Here is a 22,080-nt window from a genome sequence, read left to right as displayed (position 1 = left end):
TTATGACCTAAGGCATAGAAAAAATAATATCGACTTTCTAAACAAATATGTTTCAAAAGTGTTGGAAATAAGATATCCTAAATATGGGAGTCATCTGATATTGAAAATGGAGGCGTTTTCATGAATGGTTGGATTCAGGCTGGTACGGTAGATGAGCTGAGAGAGCGGGGATCGAAGCTAATCAAGGGTGGCATCGTTGTTTTTTATCACGAGGATAGAGTGCATGCGCTTGACAATCGGTGCCCTCACCTTGGTTTTCCGCTTCACATGGGAAGTGTGTGCAATGGAATTTTGACATGTCATTGGCATCATGCGCGGTTTGACGTATGCAGTGGAGGAACGCTTGACCCTTGGGCTGATGATGTACCTGTGCACGATATAACCGTTAATGAAGGATTCATTTGGGTCAACCCGAATTCCCGGAACGGCAATCAAGTTCAACTGTATAAAGACCGACTTCTGAGTGGTATTGAGCAAAATATCGGCCTTGTCATCGCCAAGGCCGTAGTCGGATTAATAGAAGCTGGCGTTCCTGAGACGGAAATCGCTGCAATCGGGATCGAAATAGGAGTTAAACAACGCAGACAAGGGTGGGGATCTGGATTAACGATCCTGACCGCGATGGTCAACATCCTACCTAAGCTTGATAAACAAGGTCGAATTCTTGCGTTATTTCAAGGCTTGCTACATACGGCGCGCGACTTTGCCAGAAGTGGAACCCGCTTCTTGCTCGATTCGCTCCCTAATACAGGCGTTTCCGAAGAACGGTTAACAGAATGGTATCGTGATTGCATCGAAGTTAGGGATACGCAAGGCGCGGAAAGGGTGCTGCTGACCCTCGTGAAGGCAGGGGCGGATGAGAAGCGATTATTCTCAATGATGAGCATGGCGGCAACGGATCACTTCTATATTAACGGAGGCCATACACTGGATTTTCATAATAAAGCATTTGAGAGCTTGAAGTATGTCGGGCAAGAGCAGCGTAATTATGTCCTTGCTTCACTCGTTCCGATGTTTGGAAGCGCATCTCGAAGCGAAGAGCTTCATAGCTGGCAGTCTCCGATCAATTTGGTTCAGCCATTAAAAGAAGCGTTCGAGGAGCTGTCTACTAAGGGGATTGCATTTGATAGCAGGGAGGAATCTGGCATCGATGAAGAGGAGCTGCTCCTAGCTCTACTCGGAGACGATCCGCTCAGGACGGTTAGCATGCTGAAGGAAGCTTTACTCAATGGCGCCTCTCCGGTTCGAATCTCGCAAGTTGCCACATTGGCAGCGGCTGAACGGGTTGTCCGGTTTCATATGCAAAACGATTTCGGAGACTGGATTTCGGTGCTGCACACGTTTACGCACGCTCACGCTGTTCATGAAGGTTTGATCCGTTCCGCCGACCCATGGTTGGTTCGTGGGATTTTTCATACAGCAGCTACGATTTACCTTGATCGGTTTTTGAACATCCCTGCGGCTCCGAGACCGTCTGCAACTGGTGCGACCAAGGAAGTGCCGCAGCCCGCCGAGCTGCTTGAGATTCTCGACAAGCAGCAACAGGTGGCGCCGGCAGCGGAATGGGTAATCCGATATCTGCGCAGCGGCGGGAAGTCGGAGCCTTTATTTAATGTATTGGGGCATGCGCTGCTTCGAGAGGATGCGGAATTCCACTCCTTCCAGATGTACGAGGCGGCCGTAGCAGAATATGACCGCTGGGCTTCCGAGTCGGGAACGTTCGCAGAGAAAGCCCGTGAAACACTGATTCTTGCGGTAACTCGTTATTTAGCGGCGCATGCTCCTACCTCACGTGAGACTCCTCATACGGCGACAATCGCATGGAGGCTCCATCGAGGAGAGAAATTGTTCGAAGAAGAATGAGTGTTAGACTGACCCGAGTATAAAGCCATCGGCAGCCTTAGACCGTATCAATAAAGTTCTATACTGCCGATGGTTTATTGAACTAAGATAACTATAACTGTAGCAAGGAAGCAGTTTTATTGAACCTAAGGAGGAATTGATACGTGTCTTCAAGCTATGAGAAAATTGCTTTTGTCTGGACTGAACCAAAAGAAAAGGTAGTGGTGCCAGATCGCTGCGAATTTACAAAAGTAATCCGGAATTAGAGGATATTGGAGTTTGGAGAATTTTTGCCGATACGGATGTGGAAAATATCCCGATGAGGATTGCATTTGAAAAAGCAGGATACGAAATTAATAAATAGGAATAGATACTATTTAAGGGCCAAAGACAGATAATTTCCGTCTTGGCTTTTTTAATTCGATAATTAGTTGCTTGCCAAAGTAGGCCGACACAGAAGCCAGTTGCTTTTTCAGCGCTTATTGATATTTACCAGTTTAAGAAGAATGAAATTAAATTTACAGTTGTAATAGTTGCTTGTATCGGTTATATTTACATATGTAATAGTTAATCTAAGATAAGAAGGGAGGACAAACAATGGAGAAAATGCCCAAGATTTCGGAATCTGAGTGGGAGATCATGAAAGTCATTTGGCGGGAAAACCCGATGACAGCTGAGCAAATTGTGCAGCATTTGCCGGAGGGCACGGACTGGAGCGATCAGACGGTCAGAACCTTCATCAACCGGCTAATGAAGAAAAAAGCGCTGGGTTACCAGAAATCTGGAAGAAGTTATCTGTATTATCCGCTAATTTCGGAAAAAGAGTGCGTGCGCGCGGAAAGCCGTTCTTTTTTAAACCGAGTCTTCAATGGCGCAGCTGGATTGATGATGACCAATTTTTTGGAGGAGACCCAGCTATCAAATCAGGAGATTGAGCGATTGCAGCAAATTTTGCTGGAGAAGCAAGGAAAAGAATCTAAAGATTCAAAAGACTGATCACAGCCTTACAAGCGTGAAATTTAACCAAATGAGGTTATGCCATGGATATCGCTGAACATCTTTTCAATTGGTTTGTTGCTTCGACGCTGATGGCAAGCGCGGTTGCAGTCGTGGTGCTAGCAGTTCAGCATCTGTTCCGCAGACGCATCCATGCGCGTTTGAGGCACGCACTATGGCTAATTGTATTGTTGAGGCTCATGCTGCCGGTTCTGCCGCAAAGTCCGGTAAGCTTGTTTAATGCAGTTCCTACACTGACAGACATAAAAAATGCTGTCTTCGGGCTTTCGTATCAGCTGGGTAAGCCTGACACGATATCCGAACACAGCCAAATAGAAAACACCAATCAATCTCATTATACAACGAATGAAGCTGAGAAGAACACTGTTTTTCAGCCTCTTATGACCATGAAGGATACGGAAGAACAGGCCGAAGCGGGCATACAGAGAGAAAGCCACCCGGCTGTTCGTGTGCTGGCTGTAGTTTGGCTGACGGGTGCGGTCGTCTTGCTCGGATGTAACCTGACCTACTGGCTGCGCTTCCTAAGAAAACAAAAACATTTCAGTCCTGTCGACAGTCCTGCGATATTGAAAATTGCGGAACAATGTCGCATCTTATTTTCCATTAAACGCCCTGTGGGGATATACGCGGATCCATCCGCTCAAAGTCCGTATATTACTGGAGTTTTCCGTCCAGCGGTCTATTTGCCGAAATCGCTTATTTCAGAAGCAGTCAATGAACAACTTCTCAAGCACGTGATCGCGCATGAGCTGGCTCACTACAAACGAAAGGATACGATCTGGAATATGATCGGCAGTCTGGTGTTTGCTGTTCACTGGATGAATCCATTCGTATGGTTCATGCTGCGGCAGATGAAAGCCGACCGGGAGCTGGCCTGTGATGCCTGTGTCCTGGAGGTGCTTGGGGAAGAGGAGGCAGTGCCTTACGGCATGACGATTATCGGATTTCTAAGACGGTATGCTACGGGAAGAAGTAAGGCTCATCTTCTTTATTTCAAAGGCTCTAACGGTCAAAAAGAAATGATAAGGAGAATTAGTATGATTCAATCTTTTAAAAAGGGTTCTTATAAATTATCAATGATGGCAGTCATTCTCGTACTCTTGATCGGTACGGCAACGCTGACAAATGCGAGCGCATCCGAAGGGGGAGCTTCCGCTTGGATTCATGCCGAAGACGGCGGGAATGAAATGCTATTTCCGAATGAAGAATTCCGGGTATATGATAACCTTGAAAAAGGGGCGAAGGTGGCACCGTTTACATTTAAAGTTCCTTCCCTGTTGCCAGAGGGCTATGGTTTTAGCAAGTTGAGCATTCAATTCGATGCTTCGTCACCGAGTGTCAGACTAGATTATGTTAAGGCTAAAATAAACAAAAGTAGTGGCAACTTCAGCTTGAGAATTAAGCCAGGCACTGATCTTTAGAAACAGTATGATCAAATTTTCAAGGGAGAGCAAGACAGAATCGATCAGAAGGATAGCGGGAAAGTTATAGAGAGAGAATCCCTATCCTTAGCCGGCATAGAAGAAGGCTACAAAATTACGATTCGCATGACCACCTGGAAGGGACAGCCGGAAAGATATTATTATATCTGGAAGGATCAAGGCATAAGCTATGAATTAAGCTCCTACATCTTGTCTAGCAGCGAAATGGAGCAAATGATAGGTTCCATGAAATTTCCCGAGGCCAAGGTTAACAAACTTCATGAAGACAATGAGTATCATGGCATAATCTTGACCGGTTTGTATGATGCCGAGGATATCCGACGTGCTCAGAAGCTGGTGGGTTTTAAAGCCGCTTTTCCACGCAAGCTGCCCGGGGAATTTGCCGCCAGCAGTTCCTATGTTTCCCGTAAAGCGAATTTCAATCATGTAGAGAATGATGAGGATTCCATGCGCAAACTGTTGAATGTCCTTTATAGCCGAGGCGATCACAAACAGAAAAATAAAGCTGATTCTGGCATCCGAGACGTTTCATTTAAGCAGATGTTAAACGGGAATATGTATCAGGAGATGAAAAAGAACGGCCAGGTTTCTTATTCGAAAATTGACGGTGAACGGAATAATGTTAAGCTCACGGCCATAACTCTACAGGGGAAAGAAGTACTCCGTACAGAACCTTACAATCTGGATGGCGAACCTAAAGGACCTAATGATCTTAGACTAGTCAGCTACTTCTGGTTTGACGGTAAGGTTTGTTATCAGGCCGTTTTCAGCGGCCAAGGACCGGAGGAGCAAAAAATAGTGGAATATTTAATGAAGCCGGACCGGAAATAGAAGTCAATAAAATCATGCCAAAGTAGGCCGCCACAATCACAGTGGTGGCCTACTTTATTATTGAAACACTTACATGGTAATCCTTTACATGTGGTCAGAATATTGATATAGTAAATACATAATTAAATATTACGTAATAACGTATATTTGGAGGTGGTATTCATTAGCAACGAAGAATTGCGTATTGAGATAGACGCATTGAAAACACAAATGGCAGGACTAGAACGACTCGTTCGAAATATTGCAACCAGTCGTCCTTCTGTTGAGCTGCCGGACGAGATTCATGCAAGTAATGAAAGTGAATCGTCTGGTTCCGTTTATTATGCTGGTCAGTATCAATCAAATGGACAATTATTGCGTTGGGAACCAAAAGAAAGACAATTAAAGCAGTTACTTCATATAGGCACCGATAAAATTTCAAAAATACTTTCAGCCTTAGGCAGTAAACCGCGTCTCGATATTATAATATCCATTCTTACCGAGTCACTTACTGGTACACAAATCGTCGAAAAGTTAGGTTTGGGTACCACTGGCCAGTTATATCACCATTTGAAGGCATTGCAAGGTGCAGACTTGTTATCACAGGACAAAAGTGGACGCTACACATTACCTGATCATCGGAAATTACCACTACTTTTGTTGTTATCAGCCGTGGTGGATATGTTAGATACTAGCGATTATTTAGACATGGTCGAGGTAAGAAATTCTGCAGGTTCATATCTGGGGGAAATAAGCAAGGATGGTTTTGATGCTAATTTGCTTTTATGGGCAGTGTTGGAGAATTCAATACTTGAGCACGTTGCCGGTTACGTGAGTGAGGTTCATATTTTCTTACATCAACATGGGGATGCAACCGTTAGCGATAACGGTAGAGGCATACCAGTTGGAGCATTCCAAAACAGTAATAAATCAACGGTACAAACTGTATTAACAGACATCGAAAGATTTAGCAGTGAGGCTCCGTACCAAGCACCTGGCGCGGAAAAAGGTATCAGCATTGCAATCGTCAACGCTCTTACCTACCGTCTTACTGTTGAAGTCCAAAGAGAAGGTTATATCTATCGTCAAGATTATAAACATGGGATTCCACAATCCGATCTATTGACGGTAGGCGTAACACAATCTAATGGTACTAGTATAACCTTGAGACCTAACCCTGAATTATTTGGCAGAGGATTCGATAGAGATACACTTAATCAACAAATAGAAAGATTGGCATTGTCGTATCCGAACTTGACCGTTTATTTACATTAAGACGACGAGGAGGAACGTTATGGTTGAGACAATTTATACGAATGAGGATATCCTGACTATGCTCGATTCCTTATTAAAAGAACAATCTACATTTAATTGGGATACTTTCTATTCTGAAAGAGGTAGGCCAGTTCCGTTTTTCGTTAATGCCCCAGATGAAAACTTGGTTCAATATTTCAAGGAAAAATGGATTACACCAGGAGGAAGGGGCCTAGAACTGGGTTGTGGACCGGGAAGAAACGCTATTTATTTGGCTAAGCAAGGGTATGACGTTGATGCAGTAGACGCATCCAATGAAGCTTTGCAATGGGGGAATGAAAGGGCTAAAGAGCAAGGGGTCAGCATTCGTTTTATTTGTGAAAACATTTTTGATTTGGACATTCAGAAGATACAATACGATGTAATATACGATTCTGGATGCTTTCACCATATTGCTCCGCATCGAAGAATTGATTATGTAAACCTGATTAACCAAGGTTTAAAACCTGGTGGATTCTTTGGAATCACTTGTTTCGTTGAGAATGGTAATGTAGGTGGCTCTGATATTACTGATTGGGAAGTTTATCGTCAACGTAGTCTAAGAGGAGGACTTGGATATACTCCTGAGAAATTAAAGATGATATTTAAAGACTTTCAAATTGTTGAAATCCGGAGAATGAAGGATATAGAACAACCAAGTGACTGTTTTGGCACATCGGGATTATGGGCAGCTTTGTTTCAAAAGAGAGCGGATTAATATCAAAAGGGTGTTATTGTAGGTACCTCACTCATGCTTGGCACGTTCGTTGCAAAGAAAGTGGTGCAGCGTATGAGTGTTGCTTCATTCCGATATGTATTGGATGTTCTCCTCTAGTGTTCAGGACTTTCGATGCTGTGGACTGGATTCGCTCTGTAGTGATAGTTCGACAATATAACGGAATTTTCTGCACTAATATTTACTTTATCATTCACAAAATAGTTCAACAGAACCTAATTTGGGTAAATATGGAATGTTATAATCATTATCGGTGATGGGCATTTACTCCATCATACATTCTTATTCCAGGAGGGGTTGCCAATTGTTCAAGAAATCATTAATGATCACTTTAATGGCCGCTGTTCTATTTTGTAGTGCGATACTTCCGGCGACACAAACGTTTGCTTCTGCAAAACCTGCACCTGTAACATCAGTAGCTGTTAAAGTTATGGATGGACAAGCTGAAGCTTCCGGAAAGTTGGGTGTGCTAGTTAGTGGTGCTCTTGGTGTAATTAAGGGATCCGTTACTACTGGTGGTGAAGTACTCTACAATGTTGCAAAATGGCTTAATAAAGATACGGCAAAATATTTTTCCAACAACTCCAGCAAAATCATTGAAGGTATCGATAATGCAATAGCTAAAATCGATGCGGCAAAGGATTATGCGACTGAAGACATCAGAACCATTGTTCTTGATGGCCTTCGCATGGCAGGTGTTCCTGATTCATACGGTGTAGCCATTGCTGAAGCAATAGCTAAGACAGTTGACTGGCTTCTGCTGTAATTAACTTTGGTTAATTCAAAACCAATCTCCTGCCCGGTTATTACAAACCGTATGGGGGATTGGTTTTTGTGATATAAGCAGCTGCTTATACTTTTTTCTTTGCGACTTCTTGATATAATGTCTCCAGATGCTGCTGAGCGTCTCGAAGTTCATCTTTTCCCCTTAATGTAATATCGTATTGGGAAGCTGTTATAGTTAAATAGCCTTCGTTCGTCAGATGATCCAGCTCTTGTTTTATTTGCTGTGGACTAAATTGATAGCCGTGGCTGTTAATCTCAGGTTGGATCTCCTCAGGTGTAAGTGCATGTTGATTCGCATGATACAACAGGTGAATGCGTGTAAATGCGTTTTCGAAATCTGAATGCATGGTGAAAAATCCCCTTTTCATAAATGGTATCCAATCATAGTTATCATTGTTTTTCTATCCCTTCATTATGCATTCCCCCGACGAAACAGTTGAAATATATACCGGATCATGGTTAAACTTCTTGTAAGATCAGCTTGTATTCACTCTACAATAATCAACGAGGTTTAATACATGACAAAAACCATTCTAATTGTCGAAGACGAACATATATTGCGGGAAATTATGAAAGACTATTTTAGCAACGAAGGATACAACGTTCTAGAGGAATCGGTGAAGGTATGTATTGAAAATACGGGTGTCCATATACCGTCAGAGAAAATCGAGAAAATATGGGATCGCTTTTACCGTGGAGAAGCTTCCCGCCACCGTTCTACTGGAGGAACTGGCCTTGGCTTGCCATTTCCAAAAAAATATTGGAATTGCATGAGGTCAGTTATGGTGCAAGCAATACAACGGACGGTGTTCTCTTCTTTTTCAACCTGAAGAAAAGCAGCTCTTAAATAAGCCAAACCAATTCAGATTCGTTATATATGTGAGCAGTTTCTTGACAATATCAAGAACTGCTCTTTTTTTATTTTATATCAATCTCGTCTGCACTTTATCTGCATCTCTCCACATTAAACTATCCATTGTTATGAGATAAGGACGTCACGTACATTAATGGACAAAAAGTGAGTCACAGGAGAGGAAGATGATTATGTTGAACACATGTAAAACGATACTGCTGGCTGGGATGATTGTAGTCTTCTTAACAGCTTGTGTAAATCAAAATGGCGGGGCATCTCTGCAGGAAGGTGATACAGAAACGTCAGCAAATAAAGACGCAAAAACGTTAAAAGAAGCCTCAACATCAACGAATGAACATACTGAACTGAAAGCATTATTCAAAAAAAGTGTTTTCTTTGGCGACTCCATTACAGAAGGATTTATGTTTCATGATGTTTTGGACATCAGGAATGTATTTGGAGAGGCCGGAAAAACAGCCTTTTTCGCCTTAAAAGACAATGACGTGGCCAAACTGGTCGAGAGAAATCCGGAACATCTATTTATCGCACTCGGCTCAGATGACATCCTTTGGCCAACAGATAATCCGTTGCAATTTGCGATTCAACAATACGGCTTGCTGCTCGACAAGATGAAAGAGGAGCTTCCTCATACCAAAATAACGATATTGTCGGTGACCCCGGTAACAGAGAAAGCGTTAAAAGAAGAGCCAAGGTACTCCAATATTGCCGCGTACAATCAAATGTTAAAAGAACTGGCTGGCAAAAAACAAGTGAAGTATGTAGATGTGTCCTCTATTGCTGAGCAGAATCCGGCCCTCTATGATGAGGACGGCATTCATTTCAAAGCTGAATTTTATCCGCTTTTGCTCGACTTTCTGAAAGGCGAACTGTAATACGCGTCTCATGAAGGAGGTCGACGAGCGTTGGTATTCAGCAGTCTGATTTTTTTGTACTTGTTTTTGCCGATAACATTTCTGATCTATTTTATAGCACCGAATCAGCTGCGTAATGCAATTTTGATTGTAGCAAGCTTAGTGTTCTATGCATGGGGAGAGCCTGTTTACATCTTTCTCATGCTCTTTTCAACGGTAATCGATTATGTGTATGGGCTGCTTATTGATAAATATCGGTATCGAAAACGCACAGCTAGAGCATTGTTGATCTGTTCCCTTGTCGGAAATCTTGGGATTCTCGGTTTCTTTAAATACTACGGATTTCTGATCGAGAACATCAATTCTCTGTTTGGCTTGCATGTAGAAGTGACGACACTTCCGCTCCCTGTCGGCATTTCCTTTTACACGTTCCAAACGATGTCTTACATTATCGATGTGTATCGAGATAAGGTTCCCGTTCAGAAAAATCTCATCGCTTTCGGTACCTATGTGACGATGTTCCCACAGCTAGTTGCAGGGCCTATCGTTGCATACGGCGATGTTGCGAGACAACTTACACTACGAAAAATTACATTATCACTGTTTGGGGAAGGCACACAATTGTTCGTAAGAGGCCTTGCAAAAAAAGTGCTGCTTGCAAATCATATCGGCATGCTCTGGTCAAGCATCAAAGCAACAGCTATGTCTGACGTGACAGTAGCAACTTCCTGGATCGGTATCCTTGCCTTTACGTTGCAAATCTACTTTGATTTCAGCGGGTATTCGGATATGGCACGTGGTCTTGGGAAAATGTTCGGCTTTGATCTCACAAAGAACTTCAACTATCCGTATATAGCAACCAGCGTGTCAGAGTTTTGGCGTAGATGGCATATGTCACTAGGATCATGGTTCCGAGAGTACGTATATATTCCTTTAGGCGGGAACAGGGTAGGGATCGTAAAGCAGCTTCGCAATTTGTTTGTTGTGTGGTTTCTGACCGGTTTGTGGCATGGTGCAAGCTGGAATTTTATCATATGGGGCCTTTATTTCGGATGCTTTATTGTGATGGAGAAGCTATTCCTGCACAAATGGCTGCTGTATCTCCCTCGTTTCATGGGGAATTTATATACACTTCTCATTGTTATGGTGGGATGGGTATTCTTTGATCTCGATCGTTTACCAGCAGCCCTAGCATATTTAGGGGCTATGTTTGGCTTATACACACATCATTTTGCTGATAACAACACTTATTATTACTTGTCGACGAATCTTATTATATTGCTGCTTGCGATCCTGGCAGCGACGCCATTGCCGAAGCAGATGTTTTTAGCACTAAAGCAAAGATACCCATTAGGGAGCGCAATTTTATCGCCAATTCTGTATGTTCTGTTCCTGTTTCTTTCTACAGCCTATTTGGTCAATGACACGTATAATCCCTTCTTATACTTTCGATTTTAAGAAGTCGTACATCACAATTTACAAAGGAGGTGATTTCGCTTGAATCGTTATGACAAGTTGTCTCTGTCTGTTATGGCCGTGTTGTTTCTTTGCGTAATCGGCCTTATTTTACTACTCAACTTGATCTTGCCGAAGCGGGAATTCTCAGAGGCAGAAAATCGGAAGCTTGAGCAGTTACCTGCGTTTACGTTTCACAGCTTTATTTCGGGGAAGTTCACCTCCAACTTTGAAAAGTTTATAACGGATCAATTCGTAGTTAGAGATGTATGGGTTGGTATAAAGTCTAATGCGGATCAAGCGATAGGTAAAAAAGAAAGTAACGGTGTGTACCTTGGTAAAGACAGCTATTTAATTCAGAAATTCTCTGTAATGAAAAAAGGAGAGCTTGAAGAGAAAATTCAATCGATCAATGCCTTTCATACAGCGACACCTGAACTTAATAAGTATGTAATCCTTGCTCCGACCGCTGTTAGTGTGATTCAAAGCAAACTCCCTAAATACGTATCTGAGAATCGAGAGCTGGATGCTCTACATACCGTAAAGACATCATTGAATCCAAGCATTCGCTATGTCGATGTATACCCTGCACTGTCTTCGCATCAGAATGAATCGATCTACTATAAAACTGATCATCATTGGACAAGTAAGGGTGCTTACTATGCGTACCAACAGCTAGGCAATTGGATGGGATACAAGCCGATGAAGGAAGAGGAATTCGAGATCCGAACGGTAACGGAAGATTTCTATGGCTCCTTATATTCAAAGAGCGGATTTCGGAATTTGCACTCTGACAGTATAGATTTGTATGTACCAAAGAATGAAGGGAAGGTTACCGTCGATTATGTCGAAGAGGAACAGTCCACGAATTCGATGTATGCGATGGACAATGTGAAGAAGAAGGACAAGTACACTGTGTTTTTTAACGGCAATCATTCTCTTATTCAGTTGAAAACAAGTCATCGAGAAGGGAAGAAGCTGCTAGTGGTCAAGGATTCCTATGCGAACAGCTTCGTGCCTTTTTTAACATCGCATTTCAGTGAAATTTATATGGTTGACCTTCGCTATTATGAAGGAGATGTAGCAGCGCTTGCGAGGCAGCATCAAATCCATGACATGTTGATTCTGTATAACATGAATACATTCATTGAAGATCCATCAATCAATTATTTAGCGAACGAAGAAGGGTAAAGGAGGAACAGGATCATACCCATGAGCACTAAAAATAAACGATTCTTCGCATTGCTCATATTCATCTTTGCAATTAGCGTGTTATCGGGATGTGCTTCGGAGCAGTCAGACATCAACGTGTCTGCTGCCAAGATAGAGCATCAGATGAAACAATCGGTCAAGTTGGATAAGCTGAAAAAAGGGGACGCGCATAAGCTGAAGAAGCTGTACGACCTTGGTACGGAACAAGTAGAGGACTTCCTGCTATATACTGCTTCCTCTAACGTCAGAGCGGATGAAATTGTTGTCATTAAAGTGAAGGATGAAAAGCAGATAGACAGTGTCAAGGCAAGTATTGCACAAAGAATCGACGCTCAAGCAGTTAAATTCAAAGATTATCGCCCTGATGAATATGCTCTGCTTGAAAAACATGTACTAAAGGTGAAGTCTCACTATGTTCTGTTTGTGGTCTCAGCTGATGCTGAGCAGATCGAAAAGGCATTTGACTCGGCATTAGAGTAAAACACGATTCTGCCTATCGCGGGAAAGCATCAAATAGGTATTATATTCCATAAGGACTCGTAACGTCAAAAATAGATTGTTGAGCTAACCATAAATAAATCAGTGGAGATGTCCATGATCAAAATACTTGTGGTGGATGACGAGAGCAGCATCCAGGCGGCCTTAGTGTACGCGCTGAGCAGGGAAGGTTATGAAGTGGAGACAGCTTCGGACGGTCAGAAGGCGCTGGAAAAGGTGGAGACGTTCTCACCTGACGTTATGGTGCTAGATGTCATGATGCCTCGTGTAAGCGGTTTTGACGTATGCCGCAAGCTGGATGGACAGCCGCGGCGTCTCCCGATTCCTCCAAGCTGGCCTTCGCGGTTTATACCGAGGATAAGGGCGGCATGAATGGGATCTATATTTTTGATACAGTCTCCGGTAAGGTTTCGCCGCTAGGGTTACCGTATTATCCGGCATATCCGCTAAGCTGGAACCCTTCTGGCTCCAGGCTGGGTATCACTGTGGATGACAAAGAGAAGCTTGCCGTAACCCATATTGTCGATTTCAAAAGATGAATTTGTTCAATAAAAAGGAGAGATTCGTTGTGAAAAAAGTACTTCTATCCACTATCGTATTGGGAATGACTCTATCGGGAGCCGCCGGTGTATATGGAGAATATCAACGCTTATCTCAATCACGGCATTACCTTTAAAGTAAACGGATCCGATCAGTCCTTAACAGATAAATGGCAATATGACCGTTAATGTGTCGCCACGTGATTATTCCAGCGACTATAAATTCAAGGAGGTAAAGCTGTCTGTTAGTGTAGCTAAACTGACTAATAATTAATAAGATCCCCCTGATGAAGTTGAAATCAGGGGGATTTGTTTTGACATCGTTAAACCTTTAAAGAGATGTTTACACAAAGTATCAGATAAGGTAATATATAGATGTTAAATATATAAAAAATTACCATTATAAGCCCCTTTATGGAAGGTGGTGGAGGGCTTGTATTGGAGATAATCGGCGAATTCAACCCGTTGCCCATCAAGATATGTCACCTAGTATCATTACTTCTTTAATAAGACAGAATCCTTGTTGATGTAGAGAAACCTAAGAAGGAGGCATAATGATGGAGGAAGATGTACGCAGCGAGAAACATATCGTGAAGAAGGCGATATTCTCAACTGAGATACGAAAGAAAGTACAAAAGCTGCAGAAAAGGAACAATTGGTATAATTTTTTCGCAATTAGCTACGACTGGCTGATTATTGCAGGAGGTATCTATCTCGCCAAAGCTTATCCAAGCTGGTGGATGTACTTGATTAGTCTCTGCTTGATTGGCAGCAGGATGAGAGCCTTCGACAACTTAATGCACGAGGCTAGTCATATTCTGTTATTCGAGAACCGCAACCTGAATAAGTGGATGGCTTGCTTTTTTGTAGCATTTCCTGTATTTACTTCCTACACGACTTATTGCAAATCACATTACATGCATCACAAGCACCTGTGGGATCCAGAATATGACCCAGATACGAAACGCTACGCGTTGATCGGGCTGGATAAGCCACAGGACAGTATCAAACAGTTTCTGATTCGTCACATCTTCAAGCCCTTAACCCTAACACATGTTCCCAAGTATATTTACGGTACGATTCGTGTAAACATCCTATCCAAGGAAGAACCATGGTCAGAAAAGCTTGCCAAGTCAATTTATTGGCTTACAATAATAGCGAGTAGTATTTCTTTCGGCTTTTGGAAAGAACTCTTATTATTCTGGTTTGTTCCATTGCTAACGACCTTCCAGATCTTTCGATACTGGGCTGAGATGGCAGAGCATTCCGGTCTGAAGACAGACAATGAACTGTACGCAAGCCGCAATACGTTCGGCAATCCACTTGAACGTTTTTTAATTCATCCCCACCACGACAATTTCCACCTAGTTCATCACCTATTTCCGGCTGTACCTCATTACAACTTGAAGAAAGCCCATATACTGCTAATGGAGGACGAGGAATATAGGAAGGCGCATCACTGTACTGGATTTTTTAAATCATTTGTTCCCGGCTTCTTTAGCGCCATCGAAGACATCTGTGGAAGGCACTTTGGCCGCAATAGCCGCAATAAAAGAATAGAATAGCATTTCAGCAGGACAATAGGAGGAAGGATCTTGACTGTTGCATTTTTTCATGGCGTCGCATTAGCTTTTGGTCTCATTATTCCACTTGGGGCGCAAAATGTATTCGTATTTAATCAAGGAGCATTGCAGAAGAGATTTTCACGAGCGTTACCCGTAATTCTAACTGCCGCATTATGTGACACCTTGCTAATCTTGCTGGCCGTGCTGGGTGTCTCAATCGTTGTGTTACAGCTTGCATGGCTGCAGCTTATTCTCTTTGGTGCTGGGCTGGTGTTTCTAGTCTATATGGGATGGTCCGTCTGGAAGAGTGAGCCTCCTAACACGGAGCAGGACGGGAATGTATTAAATGCCAAGAAGCAGATATTGTTTGCACTTTCTGTCTCGTTGCTAAATCCTCATGCAATCTTAGATACGATAGGCGTCATTGGCACAAGTTCACTAAGTTATACGGGGAATGAAAAATTTGTATTCACTGTTGCCTGCGTCGTTGTATCTTGGTGCTGGTTTTTTGCGCTCGCGATTGTAGGGAAGGCCGTAGGAAAATTAGATAGCAATGGTAGGTTAATCCGTAATATCAATAAGATTTCGGCCATTATTATTTGGGCTGTCGCGATATACATAGTAAAGCAGCTGATTGAACAATTGATGGCTTGAGACTTGAGAGAGTCACATGTACTAGTTTGTCGGATGACAAGAACATAGTGACGTTAAAAGACCGCTAAAATGCGGTTTTTTTCTTTATGTCATCAACTTCGTGGTCAAATAAAAAGACAAGAAGTTGATGACATCTCCGTTTTTGAATAGAACATACCTATGCAAAGTTGAAATCGACTATTCGTACTTACAAAGCACAGGAAGCCATTATCATCATGGCATCGCTGCTCGTATATTGTCAATATCAATTCTTTACCCTTAGAGATTCATTCGATTTCATTCCGATCTTAGCAGTGAACGTCATCTCCACGACTTATGGATTTCTCGATATGATATAATTCGAATAAAAAGAGGAGAATATATCGGTGTTTTCACGGGAGAGTTTAGAAAAGAATCAGATCGTCGTGTATGCAGTGGCATTAATTGTAGGAGGGGGAGTGGGCTTGGCAAGTCCACAATTAGGGGGCTTGCTAGAACCCTTGGTTTCATTTGCGATTGCGGTTCTTTTATTCAGCATGTTTTGTCAAATTCCTTTTCTAAAATTAAGGGAAGCACTCACGAATAGACACTTCATAGGGGTCTTGCTGCTTGTGAATTTCATCTTCATTCCATTGCTTGTATTCCTATTAATTAAGATTTTCCCTCAGCCTGGTCCGGTTCTGATCGGAGTTTGCTTGGTACTTCTCACTCCATGTATCGATTATGTCATTGTGTTTACTCAATTGGGCAAAGGAAATGAAAAGCTAATTCTTGCGTCTACTCCAATCCTTTTTATTGTCCAAATGATTATACTGCCTATTTATCTTTGGTTATTCATTGGTGCTGAGGCATCTGAGATAGTAAGATTTGGACCATTCGTTGAAGCTTTTGTTTATTTGATTATTGTTCCTTTATTCTTTGCATTAATCATTCAATATGTAGCTAGAAGAAATATACGCGGCATGAAAACACTGGACTTTACAGCATGGCTGCCAGTCCCGCTTATGGCACTTGTGCTCTTTTTGGTGATAGGCTCTCAAATTGACAGGGTTGTAAAGGATTTTCATGTCATTATTTCTGTGATACCCATTTATGTATTATTCCATATCATTTCTCCGGTAATTTCACGAATCATATCGACTGTTTTTCGTTTAGGCCCATTAGAGGGAAGAACACTTATTTTCAGTGCTGGAACTCGCAATTCGCTTGTTGTCCTTCCTCTTGCTCTTACCTTACCAGGGGAGATGGCTACAATAGCAGCGTCTGTGATCGTAACCCAGACCATTATTGAACTGATAGCGGAGCTGTTATATATAAATGTTGTGCCTAATTTTATTTACAGAGATGTATAGGTAAATATAAATAGATTCAGGTTTTCAAAAATCGTATAGACGGAGAACGATAGTTCTACTAGACACATAGAGGGGCGGCCGGTTAGAAACGATCGGCTGCCTCTTTTAGCGATTCTAGTTAGTTCCATACAGTAGGTTAACAATCATCCCTTGTGAGGGTATCATCTTTATGATGAAGTCCAAATCACGTTTATGGCCGTTCATGGCTTATTTTTCGGCCGCTTTTTCAAAATATACGATTCCGCATAATCGAATGTGATGTTTTTTTCCATGAACGATAAGGGTTACGTGATCAATGAAAACATCATCCAGAATACCTACCAATTTGCCGACAGTTGTTGTGATGACAATCATTAACCCTTTGTATTGGATCAATTGTTCGGTGAATTTGGGTTCCACAGCTGCCGTGTAATTAATATGTTCTGGATATACCGAAGTTTCCTTGCGTTGTACGTCTTCATTTTGATAATAAAGCGGAGCTGGGGGTACGGCTTGTGGAAAGCCATAGTACTCAAAACGATACATGAGTTGTATACTCCTTTGTCATAAGTTGAAAACACATCTATTTAACTTATGACAAATACCTATATGGTGTTCCACTGAGCTCAGCAAATTTTGCTTTTAAATCCTGAAACCTTCACTCGTCAGTTGATCCAGTTCTTGTTTTACTTGCTGAGGGCTAAATTGACAGCCATGGCTGTTAATTTCAGGATGGATCTCCTCAGCTGTAATTGCGTTTTGATTCGCATGACACAACAGGTGAATTCGTGTAAATGAGTTTTCGAAATCTGAATGCATGGTATAAGAACTCAATTTCATAAATGGTACTCATTACAGTTATCATTGTTTTTCTGTCCTTACATTATGCATTTCCGTTATCGTAACTTTAGATTGAATTCAAATCAATAATGTGAATTTCAGGCTATCTTTCAGTAGAAGAGAAATTATTCGGAGGGGATTACTTAAAGCACCCAGTAGCACCCAGTGAATCAATTTAGTTAGGGTAGGGAACGATATGTTTTGGAATGATACGCAGGCAACAGCAGCGTTTCCTATCACAAAATGAGGAGTGACTGAAATGGCTAAACACAACGAACGTAACCGAAACGATGATTCTAAACACAACACGGCTGGTCTGGGAACTGGAGAGACTGTAGGAACTGTAAGTGGTGGTGCTGTAGGTGCTGTAGTTGGTTCCGCTTTGGGTCCTGTAGGAACCGTTGTTGGTGGTATCGTAGGCGCATCGTTGGGCAACAAGGCTGGCGATCAAGTTGATAATAATACCGGATCTGAACAGGATAAACAGGACTAGCTCCATATTTTAGTGAAAAAAATCAGGGTGCTGAGGAAACTCTGCACCCTCTATTTTTCTCAATTGTCAATATTCTGCTCTCGATACCGTTAATATCCTCACCGCTACGCGATGATTAATCTAAACAACAGCTGGAGTGTTAAGTTTTTTGCTCTAACTTGTCGTTTATTCTTCTAATCTGTTTCCGGTCTCTTTATTAGCAGTGGAGGCGGAATTAGCCACCCTTTTGCCTTACTCATTTCAAGAGCTTTCAATCCAAGAGCTGCTTTAGTCATGTGGTATTTTCCAAACAATGCACCAATGTCTTCCCGAATGGATTTCCCCATTACTTGGCTGCAGGCAACCATGCTGGCTGCCGTATCAGCAGAAACTATTGTTGTATGCGAGACAGAATGTTTTTATAGTCGGCTATCGCTTGAGCCGAGTTTTGAATGTCGATTTCCATCAATGCTTTTAACTGTTCACAAGAAACCAAATTGTACATAGATGCCGTTTTATTCATGCAGGTGTTTTTGAAATTCATTAGCTCATGGATTTCCAACACCTCATGCGTTGCAATTGGATTAGTCACAGCAAGTCCTCCTATCCAGTCATACAAATTTAGGTACAGATTGAATCTTTTAAGTAATGTGCTCTAAGAGAGTAGATTTATTGCTGTATACCCCTCATATATCTATAAGCAGTACATATGAGGAGGTACGATAGTGAATATATCGATTAATCACTACCTGTTAGGTTTATCATTGGCCGCTCCAAATGGCCCGATCAATGCTGCTCAGATGGATCGGGGGATAAGAAGGGGATAATTGCATGCTAGGCTCGTTGGTCTTGGTGCAATGGCTGCCGAGAGAGTATTTATGCTGCTCGTTTATTTTGGAGTAATTCATTTCCTGAATATTTCGTCTACTAAGACGTTCCTGCTGCTGTTCGGGTTCTTTGATTTTTCAGGACGTAAATAACCTGAATCATGAAATGTGGGGTTATGCGCGCAGAATGGTGTTTCTCTGGTGTAAGCGACGATGCCATCAGCAGCTATTCCGCTATTTTTGATAATGCCAAGCGGACTCCAGCAAGTTGATCGACGTATCATCTGTTGATTTGTCGAAGCATGGCGATATGGGAGAGGAATGCCAGGCGGGAATCGATTCGGAGGAAAGCAAGGGCACGGGAGAGTCTCCGCTAAATAAGTGAAGCAAGTTGCAAATACCGTTTAGAGCGATCTAAGCGGTATTCGTGCTATATTCAGCTCGTGTCGGTTCATACGGGGTTTATTGAAGAAAGACACTCTGATAGCATTAATTAGGCGTCATTCGTGCATAAAGGTCAGTGGCCCAGCCTTTGGCATAAATCGAATAAAACAAAATCGAAGTAATCGAGAAGTTGACTTTTACATCAATATATTAATTATAATGAGGTTGTAGGCTGGTCATTGCATTTCTTAGAGGACAATCCGGATGAGACACAGATACCACACTGAAACGCGGGCTATGTCACGGCCGAGCTATCTCTGCCTGATGGGTATACCTGGAACCAGTTGATTTACGTACATGGAACATATTTGATGGCAGTTTTTTCAGTTGACTTGTTTGAGTCGCGGTTGCGGCTCTTTTTTTTGTATTTCCCAGAGTTAATTACAGATGTAAAAAAGCTCTGTCAATTTGATCATCAACCAGTTCACCCAAGTGAGGGAATAGTTTTTTTCTCTATTTATGAACCAAAATACGAGAACTGGTGAATAAGAAGTGAAAGGAAAAACGAGGAGGTCTTTGAAGTGAAAGAAAGCAATCATTATCCAATACCCAGGGAGGGAAATCCAGTTGATTTTGAAACACTTGTTCAACCTCACTTAACTAGTGCATTTCGAGTTGCTTATTTGATCGTCCATGATTACCATCTCGCTCAGGATGCCGTTCAAGAAGCTCTATGGGAAGCGTATCAATCCCTTTATCGATATGATGAACGAAAAGGGACATCGTTTCGAGCTTGGTTTATGAAAATTGTGACACATCGTGCACTTAATGTAGTGCGTAGAAAGAAAAATACAGAAGAATATATGGACTCTATTGACCCTGGACAAAACCCATTGGAGAGTATTCTGCAAAGGGAGAAAGAGCAACAAATTTGGCAAGCGATTCAGTTGATGACGCCGAAGCATCGCTCTGCAGTTATTCTCTACTATTATGAAGAGTTTAGTGTAGCTGAAATTGCAAAAATCCTTGGTGTGTTTGAGGGGACGGTAAAATCAAGGCTGCATAAGGCCAGAAAGTTAATTGCTGAAAACATGCAAGTTAATCAAGAAAAACAGGTAATTACCGAGATGGGAGTGATCATGCATGACTAATCTTGACAAACAAATTACACAAACTTTAAAAAAGGTAGCTGGAGAATTGGAGCATCCTAACTTTGTGATGCCTTACCAAGTGGCAGCCGATAAAAGAAAAAGGTCACGTTTACTAGGCGTAGGTGCCGTGGTACTTCCAGTCTCTATTGGCTGCGCTTTGCTTTTAACGATTTCGGTGAGTCCTACCTTTGCAGCCTATGTTAAATCCTTATTTAATGGTTCTGATAAAGAACTGCAATATGCAGTACAGGAGGGTTTTTCACAAAAGGTAAATGCCTCTGTGACTGATCAGGGCTATACACTTGAAATAGAGGAGATATTGGCCGATCCAATGAGAATTGTGGCCGTTTATTCGATCAAGGATCAGCAAAAGAACTTTATTCATCCGGATAAGCTTCAAATAAGTAACGTAGAGGTAACAGATTTGAAAGGGAATGTCATTAAAGAAACTAAAATATATCAGTTAAAAAAGCAAGAAAATTACGGATATCTCACTCTAAAAAATCCAGGGGAAACAGAAGAACAGAAGCTTGTATTACAGTTCGAGGGAAATCAGATCGACTCGGTTAAGGGAAATTGGGCCTTAAAGATTCCTTTTGATTTAGAAAAAACAACGAAGGCTTCTCAGGTGCTGCCAATCGATAAGACGTATACCACACCACAGGGACTGCAAATCAAACTAAACAGCATTATGCATTCACCAACTGCTGCTCTTGTGGATTATGAAACGAAATGGACGGAAGAGGCAAAGAATGGATTAGTAGAGGAAAGCAAACAAGTGAAAGGAAAAGTAGATTCAGCTAATCCTTATGTTCGCTATGATGATTTTAAGCTGAATTTCCATGTTGAAAATGAAAAAGGAGAGAAAGTAAGTGATTTAACTAGGGCGCTTGATACGCCACGCAAGGCCTTGGGAGAATACGGTCATTCGAATCGGCAGTATGGATTTTCTCCACTGTCTCCTGATCATCAATATACGCTAGTATTGGATTCTTTAGTAAAAACAGAACCGTATGAGCTAGGCGTATCATTCGAGCCGAAACAGCTTGCCGACAAACCTGTACGAGTAGATAAGGATGGCAAAACAATTGAGATCAAGTCAGTAACCTTAGACGAACCATTAAATGAAGCATCTCCGAAGAATGAGAAGCACGCTACGATTTTACTAGAGGCTTATTTAAAGGATATAACCTATATTAATATAGCAGATACGATTTTAATGGATGATGACACAGAAAAAAATTGTTTTGGTTGGACGATTAAGGATGAAGCGGGCAAAGTATACGATGTAACAGGTGGAGACTTTAAAATGATAGGAAAGGATGAACAAGGTAGAAACCATATCCGAATGAAATTGCAAAGTTCTGAAATGAAAGAACTCCCTCAAAAGATTAGTCTTACTTCAGAATTGGCAGAAAAGAGCTATGAGCTGAATTGGAAAGTACCATTGCCAATGCCAACAGAAGACAAATAAGTCACTTAGGTTTTGCTCATTTTAGGAGGGAATCGAAATGAATGTGAA

20 protein-coding genes and 5 pseudogenes are annotated in these 22,080 nt (G+C 41.9%); 21 read left to right on the top strand and 4 right to left on the bottom strand.

The window, feature by feature from the left end; genetic code table 11:
* Window positions 1-120: 120 nt before the first annotated feature.
* The 7 genes from BBG47_RS21765 to BBG47_RS21735 all read left to right on the top strand — a co-directional run bounded on the left by BBG47_RS21765 (window position 121) and on the right by BBG47_RS21735 (window position 7,906).
* Window positions 121-1,863 (top strand): Rieske (2Fe-2S) protein, encoded by a 1,743-nt coding sequence (locus BBG47_RS21765; protein ID WP_065293470.1) that lies wholly within the window; start codon window positions 121-123, stop codon window positions 1,861-1,863.
* A 576-nt stretch (window positions 1,864-2,439) separates the two neighbouring features.
* The gene (locus tag BBG47_RS21760) at window positions 2,440-2,838 is read left to right on the top strand and encodes a BlaI/MecI/CopY family transcriptional regulator (protein ID WP_065293469.1); all 399 of its coding nucleotides are present in this window, start codon (window positions 2,440-2,442) and stop codon (window positions 2,836-2,838) included.
* A gap of 44 nt (window positions 2,839-2,882) precedes the next feature.
* On the top strand, window positions 2,883-4,280 hold the full coding sequence (locus BBG47_RS21755) for a M56 family metallopeptidase (RefSeq protein ID WP_065293468.1): 1,398 nt from the start codon (window positions 2,883-2,885) through the stop codon (window positions 4,278-4,280).
* Between the two features lie 246 nt (window positions 4,281-4,526).
* Window positions 4,527-5,132: a hypothetical protein gene (locus BBG47_RS21750; protein ID WP_175400608.1), complete on the top strand. Its 606-nt coding sequence runs from the start codon at window positions 4,527-4,529 to the stop codon at window positions 5,130-5,132.
* Window positions 5,133-5,330: 198 nt separating this feature from the next.
* The gene (locus BBG47_RS21745; RefSeq protein WP_254659887.1) at window positions 5,331-6,386 is read left to right on the top strand and encodes an ATP-binding protein; all 1,056 of its coding nucleotides are present in this window, start codon (window positions 5,331-5,333) and stop codon (window positions 6,384-6,386) included.
* Between the two features lie 19 nt (window positions 6,387-6,405).
* Window positions 6,406-7,122: an SAM-dependent methyltransferase gene (locus BBG47_RS21740; RefSeq protein ID WP_065293466.1), complete on the top strand. Its 717-nt coding sequence runs from the start codon at window positions 6,406-6,408 to the stop codon at window positions 7,120-7,122.
* A gap of 322 nt (window positions 7,123-7,444) precedes the next feature.
* A complete protein-coding gene (locus tag BBG47_RS21735) occupies window positions 7,445-7,906 on the top strand; it encodes a hypothetical protein (protein WP_065293465.1) in 462 nt (153 codons plus the stop codon).
* 85 nt (window positions 7,907-7,991) lie between these two features.
* On the opposite strand, the gene BBG47_RS21730 is transcribed toward BBG47_RS21735, so the two are convergent.
* The gene (locus BBG47_RS21730; RefSeq protein WP_021252298.1) at window positions 7,992-8,273 is read right to left on the bottom strand and encodes a hypothetical protein; all 282 of its coding nucleotides are present in this window, start codon (window positions 8,271-8,273) and stop codon (window positions 7,992-7,994) included.
* 264 nt (window positions 8,274-8,537) lie between these two features.
* On the opposite strand from BBG47_RS21730, the pseudogene BBG47_RS21725 reads away from it, so the two are divergent.
* The 10 genes and pseudogenes from BBG47_RS21725 to BBG47_RS21685 all read left to right on the top strand — a co-directional run.
* Window positions 8,538-8,773 (top strand): annotated as a pseudogene (locus BBG47_RS21725) (ATP-binding protein); the annotation flags it as partial.
* Between the two features lie 191 nt (window positions 8,774-8,964).
* On the top strand, window positions 8,965-9,672 hold the full coding sequence (locus tag BBG47_RS21720; RefSeq protein WP_083189519.1) for a GDSL-type esterase/lipase family protein: 708 nt from the start codon (window positions 8,965-8,967) through the stop codon (window positions 9,670-9,672).
* Window positions 9,673-9,702: 30 nt separating this feature from the next.
* A complete protein-coding gene (locus tag BBG47_RS21715) occupies window positions 9,703-11,109 on the top strand; it encodes an MBOAT family O-acyltransferase (protein ID WP_065293463.1) in 1,407 nt (468 codons plus the stop codon).
* A 39-nt stretch (window positions 11,110-11,148) separates the two neighbouring features.
* Complete coding sequence (locus BBG47_RS21710) at window positions 11,149-12,297, top strand: DHHW family protein (protein ID WP_065293462.1); 1,149 nt, start codon at window positions 11,149-11,151, stop codon at window positions 12,295-12,297.
* Between the two features lie 21 nt (window positions 12,298-12,318).
* Window positions 12,319-12,798, top strand: a complete 480-nt coding sequence (locus BBG47_RS21705) for a DUF4358 domain-containing protein (RefSeq protein ID WP_065293461.1) — start codon at window positions 12,319-12,321, stop codon at window positions 12,796-12,798.
* A gap of 114 nt (window positions 12,799-12,912) precedes the next feature.
* Window positions 12,913-13,128: pseudogene (locus tag BBG47_RS21700) on the top strand (response regulator transcription factor); the annotation flags it as partial.
* Window positions 13,129-13,130: 2 nt separating this feature from the next.
* Window positions 13,131-13,355 (top strand): annotated as a pseudogene (locus BBG47_RS29105) (hypothetical protein); the annotation flags it as partial.
* Window positions 13,356-13,912: 557 nt separating this feature from the next.
* Window positions 13,913-14,920, top strand: coding sequence for a fatty acid desaturase family protein (locus tag BBG47_RS21695; RefSeq protein WP_065293459.1), 1,008 nt, complete (start codon window positions 13,913-13,915; stop codon window positions 14,918-14,920).
* A gap of 30 nt (window positions 14,921-14,950) precedes the next feature.
* Complete coding sequence (locus BBG47_RS21690; RefSeq protein WP_065293458.1) at window positions 14,951-15,574, top strand: LysE/ArgO family amino acid transporter; 624 nt, start codon at window positions 14,951-14,953, stop codon at window positions 15,572-15,574.
* Between the two features lie 365 nt (window positions 15,575-15,939).
* Entirely contained in the window at window positions 15,940-16,905 is a 966-nt protein-coding gene (locus BBG47_RS21685; protein ID WP_065293457.1) for an arsenic resistance protein, read from the top strand.
* 207 nt (window positions 16,906-17,112) lie between these two features.
* On the opposite strand, the gene BBG47_RS21680 is transcribed toward BBG47_RS21685, so the two are convergent.
* Entirely contained in the window at window positions 17,113-17,430 is a 318-nt protein-coding gene (locus BBG47_RS21680) for a DUF2642 domain-containing protein (protein WP_065293456.1), read from the bottom strand.
* Window positions 17,431-17,983: 553 nt separating this feature from the next.
* Between BBG47_RS21680 and BBG47_RS21670 the strand changes: the two genes are divergently transcribed.
* Window positions 17,984-18,217 (top strand): glycine zipper domain-containing protein, encoded by a 234-nt coding sequence (locus BBG47_RS21670; RefSeq protein WP_021253306.1) that lies wholly within the window; start codon window positions 17,984-17,986, stop codon window positions 18,215-18,217.
* Between the two features lie 173 nt (window positions 18,218-18,390).
* Here the strand turns inward: BBG47_RS21670 and BBG47_RS29100 are convergent.
* Both BBG47_RS29100 and BBG47_RS21665 read right to left on the bottom strand, forming a co-directional pair.
* Window positions 18,391-18,588 (bottom strand): annotated as a pseudogene (locus BBG47_RS29100) (DUF3231 family protein); the annotation flags it as partial.
* On the bottom strand, window positions 18,588-18,788 hold the full coding sequence (locus BBG47_RS21665) for a spore coat protein (RefSeq protein WP_083189518.1): 201 nt from the start codon (window positions 18,786-18,788) through the stop codon (window positions 18,588-18,590). The pseudogene BBG47_RS29100 and the gene BBG47_RS21665, both read right to left, overlap by 1 nt.
* 208 nt (window positions 18,789-18,996) lie before the next feature.
* Between BBG47_RS21665 and BBG47_RS31255 the strand changes: the two are divergent.
* The 3 genes and pseudogenes from BBG47_RS31255 to BBG47_RS21655 form a co-directional block, all read left to right on the top strand.
* Window positions 18,997-19,155: pseudogene (locus tag BBG47_RS31255) on the top strand (LysE family transporter); the annotation flags it as partial.
* Window positions 19,156-19,988: 833 nt separating this feature from the next.
* A complete protein-coding gene (locus tag BBG47_RS21660; RefSeq protein WP_065293454.1) occupies window positions 19,989-20,558 on the top strand; it encodes an RNA polymerase sigma factor in 570 nt (189 codons plus the stop codon).
* Window positions 20,551-22,032, top strand: a complete 1,482-nt coding sequence (locus BBG47_RS21655) for a DUF4179 domain-containing protein (protein WP_065293453.1) — start codon at window positions 20,551-20,553, stop codon at window positions 22,030-22,032. The genes BBG47_RS21660 and BBG47_RS21655 overlap by 8 nt, the downstream gene beginning before the upstream one ends.
* The last annotated feature ends 48 nt before the right edge of the window (window positions 22,033-22,080 follow it).

The sequence above is a fragment of the Paenibacillus sp. KS1 genome (genome assembly GCF_001680695.1).
In the GTDB taxonomy this organism is placed as follows: domain Bacteria; phylum Bacillota; class Bacilli; order Paenibacillales; family Paenibacillaceae; genus Paenibacillus_B; species Paenibacillus_B suaedae.
The sequence above is the reverse complement of the archived record's forward strand: the minus strand, read 5'-3'. Positions and strand labels throughout refer to the sequence as shown.

Bases quoted from the DNA above. Each gene is read 5' to 3' on its own strand.
- BBG47_RS21750 (WP_175400608.1), top strand. From the start codon at position 4,527: ATGAAATTTCCCGAGGCCAAGGTTAACAAACTTCATGAAGACAATGAG.
- BBG47_RS21705 (WP_065293461.1), top strand. From the start codon at position 12,319: ATGAGCACTAAAAATAAACGATTCTTCGCATTGCTCATATTCATCTTT.
- BBG47_RS21680 (WP_065293456.1), bottom strand. From the start codon at position 17,430: ATGTATCGTTTTGAGTACTATGGCTTTCCACAAGCCGTACCCCCAGCT.
- BBG47_RS21670 (WP_021253306.1), top strand. From the start codon at position 17,984: ATGGCTAAACACAACGAACGTAACCGAAACGATGATTCTAAACACAAC.
- BBG47_RS21695 (WP_065293459.1), top strand. From the start codon at position 13,913: ATGGAGGAAGATGTACGCAGCGAGAAACATATCGTGAAGAAGGCGATA.
- BBG47_RS21755 (WP_065293468.1), top strand. From the start codon at position 2,883: ATGGATATCGCTGAACATCTTTTCAATTGGTTTGTTGCTTCGACGCTG.
- BBG47_RS21765 (WP_065293470.1), top strand. From the start codon at position 121: ATGAATGGTTGGATTCAGGCTGGTACGGTAGATGAGCTGAGAGAGCGG.
- BBG47_RS21740 (WP_065293466.1), top strand. From the start codon at position 6,406: ATGGTTGAGACAATTTATACGAATGAGGATATCCTGACTATGCTCGAT.
- BBG47_RS21760 (WP_065293469.1), top strand. From the start codon at position 2,440: ATGGAGAAAATGCCCAAGATTTCGGAATCTGAGTGGGAGATCATGAAA.
- BBG47_RS21730 (WP_021252298.1), bottom strand. From the start codon at position 8,273: ATGCATTCAGATTTCGAAAACGCATTTACACGCATTCACCTGTTGTAT.
- BBG47_RS21720 (WP_083189519.1), top strand. From the start codon at position 8,965: ATGATTATGTTGAACACATGTAAAACGATACTGCTGGCTGGGATGATT.
- BBG47_RS21655 (WP_065293453.1), top strand. From the start codon at position 20,551: ATGACTAATCTTGACAAACAAATTACACAAACTTTAAAAAAGGTAGCT.